This window comes from Enterobacter sp. AG326, from assembly GCF_004362415.1.
GTDB lineage: Bacteria > Pseudomonadota > Gammaproteobacteria > Enterobacterales > Enterobacteriaceae > Enterobacter > Enterobacter asburiae.
On sequence record NZ_SNXG01000005.1, the window covers coordinates 162335 to 174887 of the forward strand.

Here is a 12553-nt window from a genome sequence, read left to right on the forward strand (position 1 = left end):
CGTTAGATATCCCTGTTGGAAAGCCAACGGCTGCCCTGTAAAAATGAAAAAATAGCATCTGCGCTGATATCCTTCGTTTGCTGGGTCGGGCTGACCATCTGATGCTGGTTTTTGCCGTAACCCCCGATCAATCCAGGATCGGTCGGACCAAAAATCGTAATATTCGGACGATCCAGCGCCGCGGTTAAATGGCTTAAACCTGTATCAACGGAAACAACAGCATTCGCTCCCGCCAGCTGCGCTGCAACCTGCGCCAGCGTGAGTTTCGGCAATACCTCGACGTGTGAAAAGCCTGCTGCCAGACGCTCTGCACGCTGCCGCTCATGTTCAGCGCCCCAGGGCAGTTTAATATGGATGCCGGTGGGTTGCATTAGTTCAATCAGGCTTCTCCAGTGCGATTCCGGCCAGTGTTTATCGTCGCGCGTTGTGGCATGCAGGAAGACAAGATAAGGCTGAGCACAGGGATCTGTATTGCGCAAAAAGTGCTGCGCAATGGCGTAGTCGCCCTGGGTTTCCGGTTTCGCGTAGCCGAGGCTTTTTGCAAACAGCTCGCGGGTACGTTCGACGGCATGCTGCTGCTTTGCGATGTGGTGGCGGCGGTTATAGAACAGGCTCGCCAGCGGTTCGCGGGCCGTGTGCCAGTCCATACCGTGCTTTACGCCGTGTGCCAGACGCGTGACCAGCGCGGCGCTTTTCACCAGCCCCTGGGCGTCGATGATAGCGTCGTAACGCTGCGCCTGCACCGCCTCACGGAAGGCTTTGCGTTCGGCTTTAATCGGCGCGGAGAACCACGCTTTGCGCCAGCGGCGAATCGCCACCGGGATCACGCGGTCAACCGCTTCATGCCAGGTGGGGATCTGCGCGAAGCCTTCCTCCACCACCCAGTCAAAACGAATGCCGGGAACGGCCCGCATCGCGTCCGTCAGCGACGGCAGCGTATGCAGAACATCGCCCATCGAAGAAGTTTTAACGATCAGTACCCGCATTCGTTATCCTTCTTCGCTCAACAGCAGTTCGTTAAGCTCTTCGAGAACGCGCTCTGGCGTAATGTCGATCAGGCTCTGATGGTAGCCTTCTGCGGCATCGCCCTTGCGAACTTTATGGTAGCCGGTGATCAGGCGGATGACGCGCGCTTTATGAGAAAGCGGGGGCGTGAAGTCCGGGCTGCTTGGGCCATACAGCGCCACCAGCGGGCGGTTGAGCGCGGCAGCGACGTGCATCAGGCCCGAATCGTTACTGACCACGGCCTTACAGGCGGCAATCAGAATAACCGCCTGTTCAAGCTGCGTTTCTCCCGCCAGGTTGCGGCACCAGGCCTGCTGTTCATTACTGAGCGTCGCGAGAATTTCGTTGCCTGCCTCGTGGTCCTTTGCCGAACCGAACAGGACGATCTGGTAGCCTTCGTCAATCAGCTGTTTCGCCAGCTCCGCATAGTGGTAGTGCGGCCAGCGTTTTGCCGGGCCGAACTCGGCGCCGGGGCAGAAGCCAATCATCGGGCGTTCAGACGAAAGACCAAACGCGCTGCAGGTCTGGGATTTTTCACCGTCGTTAACCTGAAGCTGTGGCCAGAGCAGGGGCTGCGGCAGGTCTTGCGCACTGCGCATCACGCCTTTGTCGTAGGCCAGCGCCACATAGCGCTCCACCATCAGCGGCCAGGCCTCTTTATCCAGCACCCGCGCATCGTTCAGCAGGCCGTAGCGCATTTCACCGCGCCAGCCGGTGCGATGTGGAATGCCTGCAAAAAAGGGTACCAGGGCGGATTTGAAGGAGTTTGGCAGGACATACGCCCGATCGTAGCGCTTCTCGCGCAGGCTATGGCCGAGTTTACGGCGTTCGCCAATTTCCAGCGCCCCGTGGCCAAGCGGCATCGGGATCGCCTCGTTCACTTCTGGCATACGCGACAACAGCGGACGGCACCACGCGGGTGCCATCACGTCGATTATCGCCTGGGGATAACGCGCCTTGAGCGTGCGATAGAGACTTTGCGACATCATCATGTCGCCCACCCATGACGGGCCGATCACCAGAATCTTCATACTTACGCGTCGCGGTTCAGCCAGGCCATATATTCCGTTACGCCTTCGGCAACGGTCTTAAACGGCTTGTCGTAGCCTGCGGCGCGCAGGTTGGTCAGATCGGCCTGGGTGAACGCCTGATAACGGCCTTTCAGCTTGTCAGGGAACGGAATGTACTCGATGCTGCCTTTTTTGTGATACGCCAGCGTTGCGTCAGCCACGGCCTGGAAGGACTCCGCGCGGCCGGTACCCAGGTTGAAGATGCCGGATACGCCGTTTTCCCAGAACCACAGGTTCACTGCGGCAACGTCGCCCACGTAAACGAAGTCGCGCTTAAAGCCGTCGCTGCCTTCGAACAGTTTCGGGCTTTCGCCGTTATTCAGCTGGGTGTTCAGGTGGAACGCCACGCTCGCCATGCTGCCTTTGTGGCCTTCGCGCGGTCCGTAGACGTTGAAGTAACGGAAGCCGACAATCTGCGAGTTCGCTTCTGGCAGCACCTGACGCACGTACTCGTCGAACAGGAATTTGGAGTAACCGTAGACGTTCAGCGGCTGCTCGTACTCGCGGGACTCGATGAAGTCAGAGGTGCGACCGCCGTAGGTTGCCGCGGAAGAGGCATACAGGAACGGAATTTCACGCTCCAGGCAGTAGTGCAGGATCTCTTTGGAGTACTGATAGTTGTTGTCCATCATGTACTTACCGTCCCACTCGGTGGTGGAAGAGCACGCACCTTCGTGGAAGATGGCTTCGATCTCGCCGAACTCTTCGCCTGCCATAATCTGGATAAGGAAGTCTTCTTTATCCATGTAGTCAGCGATGTTCAGATCCACCAGGTTGACGAACTTGGTGCCGTCTTTCAGGTTGTCAACCACCAGGATGTCGGTGATGCCTTTGTCATTGAGAGCCTTAACAATATTGCTGCCGATAAAGCCCGCGCCGCCGGTAACGATGATCATAACTGTAACCTTTGAAGTGTGGAGCCCGGGGACAATCCCGGACGCTAATGTCTCTATCATATCATTAGTATGGCTGCCCTTCAGCCATTCACCTTCACAGCGCAGGGGTACGCGTGATTTATGCTGCAAAAACGACAAGAGATGACGTGTCATCTCGTCATGAACTATAGGTTTGGGTAATATGTCCCGAAATTTGCCGAGTCTGGAGAATTGCAATGCGTGGTGATTTTTACAAACAGTTAAACAGCGACCTCGACACCGCACGTGCGGAAGGGTTGTTCAAGGAAGAGCGTATTATCACGTCTGCCCAGCAGGCGGACATCACCGTTGCCGACGGCAGCCATGTGATCAACTTTTGTGCGAACAACTATTTAGGTCTTGCGAATCACCCTGAGCTGATTGCCGCTGCAAAAAACGGCATGGACACCCACGGTTTCGGCATGGCCTCCGTACGCTTTATCTGCGGTACGCAGGACAGCCACAAGCAGCTTGAGCAAAAGCTGGCGAGCTTCCTCGGAATGGAAGACGCGATTCTGTACTCCTCCTGCTTTGACGCCAACGGCGGTCTGTTTGAGACCCTGCTTGGCGCAGAAGATGCGATTATCTCCGATGCCCTGAACCACGCCTCCATCATCGACGGCGTACGCCTGTGTAAAGCGAAGCGTTTCCGCTACGCCAACAACGACATGGTCGAGCTGGAAGCGCGCCTGAAAGAGGCGCGTGAAGCGGGGGCTCGCCACGTGCTGATCGCCACCGACGGCGTGTTCTCCATGGACGGCGTGATCGCCAACCTGAAGGGCGTGTGCGACCTGGCGGATAAATACGACGCGCTGGTGATGGTTGATGACTCTCACGCGGTCGGTTTTGTCGGCGAAAACGGCCGCGGTTCCCACGAATACTGTGACGTGATGGGCCGCGTGGACATCATCACCGGTACGCTGGGCAAAGCGCTCGGCGGCGCGTCCGGCGGCTATACCGCCGCGCGTAAAGAGGTGGTCGAGTGGCTGCGTCAGCGCTCCCGCCCGTATCTGTTCTCCAACTCCCTGGCGCCGGCCATTGTTTCTGCCTCCATCAAAGTGCTGGAGATGGTGGAGTCCGGCGCTGAGCTTCGCGACCGCCTGTGGTCCAACGCCCGTCTGTTCCGTGAAAAAATGAGCGCCGCAGGGTTTACCCTGGCCGGTGCTGACCACGCGATCATTCCGGTGATGCTGGGCGATGCGGTCGTCGCGCAGCAATTTGCCCGCGAGCTGCAGAAAGAAGGGATTTACGTCACCGGGTTCTTCTTCCCGGTGGTGCCAAAAGGTCAGGCGCGTATCCGCACTCAGATGTCTGCGGCGCATACGCCTGAACAAATTGAACGTGCGGTGGAAGCCTTTACCCGCATCGGCAAACAGCTGGGCGTAATTGCCTGAGGACGTGTGATGAAAGCGTTATCCAAACTGAAAGCGGAAGAAGGGATTTGGATGACCGACGTGCCGGAGCCGGAAGTCGGTCATAACGATCTGCTGATCAAAATTCGTAAAACCGCCATCTGCGGTACTGACGTTCACATCTACAACTGGGACCAGTGGTCGCAGAAAACTATTCCGGTACCGATGGTTGTCGGTCACGAATATGTCGGTGAAGTGGTGGGTATTGGCCAGGAAGTGAAAGGCTTCCAAATTGGCGATCGCGTCTCCGGTGAAGGCCACATTACTTGCGGCCATTGCCGTAACTGCCGCGGCGGGCGTACGCACCTGTGCCGTAATACCATTGGCGTGGGCGTAAACCGCCCGGGCTGCTTCGCGGAATACCTGGTGATCCCGGCGTTTAACGCGTTCAAAATCCCGGACAATATCTCTGACGATCTGGCCTCCATCTTCGACCCGTTCGGCAACGCGGTGCATACGGCGCTCTCCTTCGACCTGGTCGGTGAAGACGTGCTGGTCTCCGGCGCGGGCCCAATCGGCATTATGGCCGCTGCGGTGGCGAAGCACGTGGGTGCGCGCAACGTTGTGATCACCGACGTGAACGAATACCGTCTGTCGCTGGCGCGCAAAATGGGCGTCACCCGCGCGGTGGATGTTTCGAAAGAGAGCCTGACCGACGTGATGGAAGAGCTGGGCATGACCGAAGGCTTTGACGTTGGCCTGGAGATGTCCGGTGCGCCGCCGGCATTTCGCACCATGCTCGACACCATGAACCACGGTGGCCGTATCGCGATGCTGGGTATTCCGCCGTCAGATATGTCTATCGACTGGAACAAAGTCATCTTCAAGGGGTTGTTCATCAAGGGCATCTATGGCCGCGAGATGTTCGAGACCTGGTACAAGATGGCGGCGCTGATCCAGTCCGGTCTGGATCTGTCCCCGATTATTACTCACCGTTTCTCCATCGATGAGTTCCAGCAGGGCTTCGACGCGATGCGTTCCGGCCAGTCAGGGAAAGTGATCCTGAGTTGGGATAAGTAATCAAAAAGGGGCCTGAGGCCCCTTCTTTCATTGATTCTTTTTCTCTTCGTCCGTCAGATAACGCACCTTGCGGGTGTAGTCCTGACCTTTGAACAACAGTTTGTTATCCGGCGATTCAAGATACTTCTGCCATTCGGAGAGAGGGAAACCGCCGTGCGCGCCAATCACCTCTTTCGGCACAACGGCTTCCTGACCACCGATCTTCTTGGAGACCGGCCAGTTCATCCAGTCGCCCAGGTTAACCGTTTTTAAATCCAGCATGTCCAGCAGCGCGGCGAGCGGCAGCTGATCGGTCGGCGGCTGCGTATCGTCCATCAGCTCCCAGGTATCCTGGAAGAGCGTCAGCCACAGCGGGCAGATACGGCGCCAGGTTTTTTTGGTTGCCGCAAGAAACGCGCCGTTAACGTGATCGACCAGATACGGGCGTACCGTCTCTTTGTAATACGCCGGCACTTTCTCCGCTGGCGCACCGTCCAGCTTGGCAATCATTTTGCCCTGACGGAAGCTGGAGTAGATGTGCATGTCGGCCATGTTGATTTCGGGCATTTTCAGCAGGTTGAGATCGGAATCGATCATCAATACGCCTTCACCGCGCGCCTGCAGCGGGGCGTTAAGCTTCACCAGACGGCTGAGGTAGATCTGCTTATAGCGGTAACCTTCCTCACGAACCGGAAGGTTAAGGGTCACTACGCGTGTTTTCGGCGGCAGTACCCCAAAGGCGGATTCAGGCTGATCGCTGACGATGACGATTTCGCTCACCCCGGTGGCGTAGCGTTCCGCGAAGGTGGCAGAGAGTAATGCTTCTTCGACGAAATCTGCGCCGGTACACGGAATCACAATAGAATCCACCGCAGCAAGCGCGCCCGTCACGTGCAGAGAGCTGTAAGGAATGTTGTGTCGCCCGGTGATATGACGATAGCGAGCATTAAGAAATTTAAACATAGTTATCTCGTTTGGTTAGTGCGCGCCAAGCACGGCTTCGACACCGCTGACATAGTTTTCGATGGCATAGGTATGACAGACGTTCTGGTATGCAGCCGCAGCCAGTCGAGCCCGCAGCTCCGCGTCTGCCCAGATATTGTCCAGATGCTGTGCAAGCTGTGAAACATCGCTCCAGGGGAAGAGCAGCCCTGTCGAATCATGATCAATCAATTCCGCCGTGCCGGTCACCTGAGAGCCAATCACAGGGATATTGAGAAGCATCGCTTCCAGCACCACGCGCGGCAGCCCTTCACTTTTTGAGGCGAGAATAAAGGCGTCAAACGTAGCAAGGTAATCAAAGGGGGTATTCTGAAAACCGGTGAAGATGACGCGGGATTCAATTCCCAGCGCTCGGGCCTGTTCTGTTAAAGCGCGGCGTTCGGCACCTTCTCCGACCAGCACCATTTTCCATTTCGCCTGGGGATGTTTCTGGCTGAACTGTGCCAGCGCCTCCAGCGTGTGGTGGTTGGCTTTGCGAGGGATTAACGACCCGATACTGCCGAACACAAACGTGTCGTCATCAATGTTCAGGCGCTGGCGCATCGCGCGTCGGTCAGGTAAGGGCTGGTGGATGTCGATGGCATTATTGACCGTCGTACACAGTTCGGGCCGGACGCCATGCTGAAGCAACACGCGTTCAACGCCGTGCGAGACGGCGATGATTTTTGTGGCATGGGCATTAACCAGCTTTACCAGCGGCGGGGTTAAAACAGGCTCAATGCGGCAGTGCTGGATCAACCGCGCCTTCAGGTTCGCCGCCGCCAGATAGCCTTCCTCATTTGAGCCCGGCTGGTTATTCATATAGAGCGTATCGAAACCGCCCTGCGTGAAAAGGGTTTCGATTTTGCTGACGTTAGGCCTGATGCGCCACATGATATCCACATGACGCGTAAATGCCTTGCGGGCGCCGCGTGAGAAAAACAGCAGGCTACGTCCCGCTTCCTTCAGCAATTTGGCCCAGACCGGCTGCGGACGTTGAGGGATCACGATGAGCGGGATGCCGATGCCGTTGAGCACCTGGCCAATCGTCTCACCTTCAGCACGACTATAATCACTGTAAAAACAACAGGTAATATCGAATTTATCGCGATTGATTCGCTTCAGGAGCTCAAGCATACTGTTGGTGCCTCCCCCCCATTCTTTACCCGTATCCAGGAGGAGAATTTTACTTTTGTGCGGCATGTCTGAATCCGTGTGCTACCCTTCATCTGACTGCATTATAAAGAATCTGTTGAAATAAAATAGATTTTTCTATTTTATTGCGCTTCAGGATTAGACAACATTTCAAGCGTGCTTATTTGAAAAGTGTGATTCAGGACTTTAATCGTCTCTACTCATTTATATAGTATTAATAATATTAATTTAGGCTGCTATTGAGAGTGGGTAAATGTTTAAAATAACGGTCTGCTTATTAACGTTTAATTCTGAAAGATTATTGCACGATGTTATCCCGCCTCTTTTGAAAATAGCGGATGAAATTGTCGTGGTCGATTCTGGCAGTACGGACAAAACACGATATATTTGTGAAAGCTTTGGACTGCAACCCGTCTATAAAAAATTTGGCTGGCATGGCGAGCAGATGAACTATGCCATATCCTTAGCCAGCCATGACTGGGTCCTGTGCATCGACAGCGACGAAATTCTTGACCAGGAAACGGTTAATGCCGTTTTAACGTTAAAAGCAGGCGATGAGCCAGACCCGGGAATGGCATGGCAAATATGCCGCCACTGGTTTGTTCTGGGTGAGGAAGTCCGGACGATTTATCCTGTTTCATCCCCTGATTATCCTGTGCGTCTTTTTAACCGTAACCAGTCTCGGTTTAATAACCGACCGGTAGACGATCAGGTCGAAGGCTTTCTCCGTTGTGAACGTATTCCGGGTTATGTAAAACATGATACGTTTCCCACGCTGCATGAGCTTTTTAACAAATTAAATTGTTATACAACCCGCCTGGTTCAATACCAAAAAATACGGCCCTCAATTGGGCGCGGCGTAATCAGCGCCATTGGGGCTTTTTTCAAATGGTATCTGTTTAGCGGCGCCTGGCGTAAGGGCAAAGTGGGGGTGGCGACGGGACTGTACGCCACAGCCTATAGCTTTTTGAAGTATTTCAAATCCTGGTATCAGTATCAGGAAAAAAAAGAGCCCGTTGCTAACGAGCAGACGGACTCTCAGATTGCGAAATAAGCGTCAGGCTTTCTTACCCCATCCCTGCCACTGCTGCTGGACGTAATTCACCAGCGTACTGTTACTGATGCTGTCTCCGATGACGGAGAAGAAGCGGGTTGCATAGACCGGTTCAAGCGGTTGCTTAGGTACACAGCGTTTCACGCCGCGGAACGGATTACGCGGCGCTGTCGGGGCAGGCGCCGCAGAATTTGGTGTAGAGGTATCCACCTGCGGCTCGTTCAGCAGATCGCTCGGACGCACCAGCGTGATATCGGCAGGCAAGGTCGGCAGCATCTGCTGCAGAACGCGAACGGTAGACGGGTGCGGATGACCGATGGCAATGGCTGAGCCGTTGCGGCGGGCGAGCTGTACCGCGCGATTAAACTGCATGCGGATATCGGCGTCGTTCTGGGTATCATCCAGGAACACCTTACGCTTAATCACCTTTACGCCCGTTCCCTGAGCGGCACGCATTGCCTGGCTGTTGCCGATGGTCATGCTGTCGAGGAAGTAGAGGTTGTAGCGTTCCAGCGCCTGCATCACTTTGAGCATCCCGTACAGGCTTGATGTCATCGCGCTGCCCATATGGTTGTTCAGCCCTACGGCATGCGGCACTTTGTTGTAGGCGTCGCGGATGATGCGCTCGATCTCCTCGCTGCTCATGTCCGGGCGCAGAGTGTCTTTTTCCAGCGGCTGCTTGCTGAGCGGGGCCATGGGCAGATGGATCAGCACCTGATGACCGCTGTTATGGGCTTTGGTCGCCATCTCACGCGCGTGGGGCGCATTTGGAAGAACGGCGACAGAAATGGCCGACGGCATCGCCAGCACCTGATTTTCATAGTGTGGACGATAACCGAAGTCATCAATCACGATAGCGAGTTTACCTGCATATACCGGTGCAGCCAGCGCCAGCGCGCTGACGACGGAGAAAACCATTCGACGAAATTGAAGCAAAACTTATCTTCCCAACCACGGCTGTGGATTGACCGCCTGACCCTGGCGACGAATTTCGAAATAGAGTGACGGGCGGCCCTGACCGCCACTGCTGCCCACAAGGGCGATGGGTTGGCCTGCGCGCACCTGCGTGCCGACGCTGACCAGCGCGCTCTGGTTGTAGCCGTAAAGGCTCATGTCACCTTTACCGTGTTCGACCACCACCACCAGTCCGTAACCCTGCAGCCAGTCGGCCAGAATTACGCGGCCATCGGCGATGGCTTTCACTTCGCTACCTTCAGACGCACCGATAACGATCCCTTTCCAACGTAGCTCACCCTGCAGCTGTTCGCCATAGCGATGCAGAATTGAACCGCGAACGGGCCAGAAAGCCTGACCGCGAGGAGAGCCCAAACCGCCGGTACGCGACATCAGGGAACGTTCGCTCTCGCTTGGCTTGTAGGTAGTCCCTTTACGGGAGGCTTCCTGCTGTTTGTCGCGAACGGCCTGCGCCTCGCGAGCCTCTTTTTCGGCGCGCGCTTTCGCCGCCGCTTCCGCACGGGCGATGCTGTTACGCAGTTTTGATTCGTTGGCGCGCATTTCGCTGAGCTGGCTCTGACCTTCCTGAATGGAGGATTCAAGGCCGGAAAGGGTTTTCTTACGCTCGTTGCGAGCCTGCTCAAGCTTCGCCTGCTGGGCTTGCTGATCGTAGAGCAATGTCTGCTGTTGGCTCTGCTTCTCTTCCAGCTCGGCTTTTTGCGTGGAGACCTCTTCGCGCGTCTGCTTCAGCTGCGCGATCGTCTCCTGACGCGCCTGGTTGAGATAGCCAAAGTAGGCCTGCAGGCGCTGACCGCGCTGGCTTTCTTCGCCGCTGAGGATCAGCTGGAGTCCGGTATGTTCACCCTGACGGAATGCGGCATCAAGCTGTGCGGCAAGATTGCGCTCCTGCGCGTCACGCTGGCGCTCGAGTTTGGCAATCGACGCGTTCATCTCGTCGATCTGTTTATTCAACTGGGCGAGGGTGTTTTGAGTTTCACGGAGTTTACGCGTGGCGGCGGAGATCGCCTCTTCCTGCTGCTTAAGCTGGGCGAGCAGGGCGGAGCGCTGCTGCTGCTGCTGGCGTACCGTACGCTCTTTGGCGGCGATATCGGCCTGAATGGATTTCAGCTGGTCGCGGTCATCCGCGTGGGCGGATGCGGCGCACAGCAATACGCCAGCGCTGAGTGCGCTGGCGTAAAACAGAGGTCTGACTGATAACCTAAGCGGCTTCACGACCCATGTGATTGAAAAAATCGCCTTTCCCCTCATGGGGAGCGATTATTCCACGATGAACAGCGGCTTACCAGTCATCTCTTCAGGGATCGGCATACCCATCAGCGACAGCATGGTTGGCGCGATGTCAGAAAGCTTGCCGCCTTCCACTGCTTTCAGTGATTTATCACCCACATAAATCAGCGGAACAGGCAGGTTGGTATGGGCCGTGTGCGCCTGGCCGGTCGCCGGGTCGCGCATCTGTTCAGCGTTACCGTGGTCAGCGGTGATCAGCAGCTGGCCGCCAACGGATTCAACCGCTTTCGCTACCTGCTCAACGCAGTGGTCCAGCGCTTCAACCGCTTTCACTGCCGCTTCCATCACCCCGGTATGCCCAACCATGTCGCCGTTCGGGTAGTTACAGATGATGGTGTCGTACTTACCGCTCTCGATGGCCGCAACCAGTTTTTCCGTCAATTCTGCAGAGCTCATTTCTGGCTGCAGATCGTAGGTAGCGACTTTCGGGGAGTTGATCAGAATGCGGTCTTCGCCTTTGAATGGCTCTTCAACGCCGCCGTTAAAGAAGAAGGTGACGTGCGCGTATTTTTCAGTTTCGGAAATACGCAGCTGCGTTTTGTCGTTCTTCGCCATCCACTCGCCAAAGGTATTTGCCAGAGATGCTGGCGGATACGCGCAAGGCGCTTTGATGTCTGCGGCGTATTCGGTCAGCTGGATGAAATCGAGGTTTACCACTTTTTTGCGGGCAAAACCGTCGAAGTCGCTGTTAACGAACGCACGGGTGATTTCACGCGCGCGGTCAGCGCGGAAGTTCATGAAGATCAGCGCGTCACCATCTTCCATGGCGGCGTCGGCCTGGCCTTCTGCGCGGATCACGGACGCTTTCACGAATTCGTCGTTTTCATCACGTGCATAGGCCGCTTCCAGGGCTTCAACGGCGGTCGCGAACTGGAACTCACCTTTGGCCAGAGTCATCAGGTCATAGGCCTGTTCAACGCGATCCCAGCGGTTGTCGCGGTCCATAGCGTAGTAACGGCCAATGATGGACGCTACGCGGCCTTTGCCCAGCGCGGCGAATTTCTCTTCGAAGGCTTGCAGAGAGCCTTTTGCACTGCGTGGTGGCGTATCGCGACCGTCCAGGAAGGCGTGCAGATAGATTTTTTCCGCACCGCGCTCGGCGGCCAGTTCAACCATCGCCATGATGTGATCTTCGTGGCTGTGCACGCCGCCCGCAGAGAGCAGGCCCATGATGTGTACGGCCTTGCCAGCGGCAACGGCTTTATCGACCGCGCCAGACAGCGTTGGGTTGGAGAAGAAGGTGCGTTCTTTGATTTCAACGTCCAGACGCGTCAGATCCTGATACACAATACGCCCGGCGCCCAGGTTTACGTGACCGACTTCGGAGTTGCCCATCTGGCGGTCCGGCAGGCCCACTTCCAGGCCAGACGCGTCAATCAGCGTATGCGGACGTTTCGCCCACAGGGCATCCATGACCGGGGTTTTGGCGTTGAAAATAGCGTTATCCTGGCTATCTTCACGGTAGCCATAGCCATCCAGAATCACCAGTACCATAGGTTTTTTAGAAACCGACATTGCGACAACCTCATGCTCAAGAGTCAAAATTTGCGTAATTTTACTACAGCTGAATCGATCAAATAGCCGCAGAAGATCAAAGAAAGCGCAGGGGCAAGATGTTCACCAGACCATTTTGAGGCATTTTTTTAGGTGGCATGCCGCAGAAAATGGATTAGGTTATGGTCGCTGGCTGTATTTGCCAGA

At 55.9% G+C, this 12553-nt stretch carries 11 protein-coding genes; 3 read left to right on the plus strand and 8 right to left on the minus strand.

The window, feature by feature from the left end; translation table 11 throughout:
* Positions 1–2: 2 nt before the first annotated feature.
* From rfaC to rfaD, 3 genes are read right to left on the minus strand one after another with little or no spacing between them, the layout of a single operon-like run.
* Positions 3–986, minus strand: a complete 984-nt coding sequence (gene rfaC, locus DFO52_RS16755) for a lipopolysaccharide heptosyltransferase RfaC (RefSeq protein ID WP_047646707.1) — start codon at positions 984–986, stop codon at positions 3–5.
* Between the two features lie 3 nt (positions 987–989).
* Positions 990–2036, minus strand: a complete 1047-nt coding sequence (rfaF, locus tag DFO52_RS16760; RefSeq protein ID WP_029740812.1) for an ADP-heptose--LPS heptosyltransferase RfaF — start codon at positions 2034–2036, stop codon at positions 990–992.
* 2 nt (positions 2037–2038) lie between these two features.
* A complete protein-coding gene (gene rfaD, locus DFO52_RS16765) occupies positions 2039–2971 on the minus strand; it encodes an ADP-glyceromanno-heptose 6-epimerase (RefSeq protein WP_008502707.1) in 933 nt (310 codons plus the stop codon).
* 215 nt (positions 2972–3186) lie between these two features.
* Here rfaD and kbl point away from each other — a divergent pair, with 215 nt between their 5' ends.
* The gene (gene kbl, locus DFO52_RS16770) at positions 3187–4383 is read left to right on the plus strand and encodes a glycine C-acetyltransferase (protein ID WP_032661893.1); all 1197 of its coding nucleotides are present in this window, start codon (positions 3187–3189) and stop codon (positions 4381–4383) included.
* Between the two features lie 9 nt (positions 4384–4392).
* Entirely contained in the window at positions 4393–5421 is a 1029-nt protein-coding gene (tdh, locus tag DFO52_RS16775; protein WP_023309906.1) for an L-threonine 3-dehydrogenase, read from the plus strand.
* Positions 5422–5448: 27 nt separating this feature from the next.
* Here tdh and DFO52_RS16780 read toward each other — a convergent pair whose 3' ends face one another.
* On the minus strand, positions 5449–6363 hold the full coding sequence (locus DFO52_RS16780) for a hypothetical protein (RefSeq protein WP_133550808.1): 915 nt from the start codon (positions 6361–6363) through the stop codon (positions 5449–5451).
* 15 nt (positions 6364–6378) lie between these two features.
* Positions 6379–7584: a glycosyltransferase gene (locus tag DFO52_RS16785; protein ID WP_133550809.1), complete on the minus strand. Its 1206-nt coding sequence runs from the start codon at positions 7582–7584 to the stop codon at positions 6379–6381.
* A 205-nt stretch (positions 7585–7789) separates the two neighbouring features.
* Here DFO52_RS16785 and DFO52_RS16790 point away from each other — a divergent pair, with 205 nt between their 5' ends.
* Positions 7790–8590 carry a glycosyltransferase family 2 protein gene (locus tag DFO52_RS16790; protein WP_133550810.1) on the plus strand — a complete coding sequence of 267 codons (801 nt, stop codon included), beginning with the start codon at positions 7790–7792 and terminating at the stop codon, positions 8588–8590.
* Between the two features lie 3 nt (positions 8591–8593).
* Here DFO52_RS16790 and DFO52_RS16795 read toward each other — a convergent pair whose 3' ends face one another.
* Genes DFO52_RS16795 through gpmM form a run of 3 tightly spaced genes read right to left on the minus strand, consistent with a single transcriptional unit; the run spans position 8594 to position 12367 of the window.
* Positions 8594–9526, minus strand: a complete 933-nt coding sequence (locus tag DFO52_RS16795; protein ID WP_133550811.1) for a divergent polysaccharide deacetylase family protein — start codon at positions 9524–9526, stop codon at positions 8594–8596.
* 3 nt (positions 9527–9529) lie between these two features.
* Complete coding sequence (gene envC, locus DFO52_RS16800; protein WP_243737946.1) at positions 9530–10789, minus strand: murein hydrolase activator EnvC; 1260 nt, start codon at positions 10787–10789, stop codon at positions 9530–9532.
* Between the two features lie 33 nt (positions 10790–10822).
* Positions 10823–12367, minus strand: coding sequence for a 2,3-bisphosphoglycerate-independent phosphoglycerate mutase (gene gpmM, locus DFO52_RS16805; protein ID WP_059347340.1), 1545 nt, complete (start codon positions 12365–12367; stop codon positions 10823–10825).
* Positions 12368–12553: the final 186 nt, after the last annotated feature.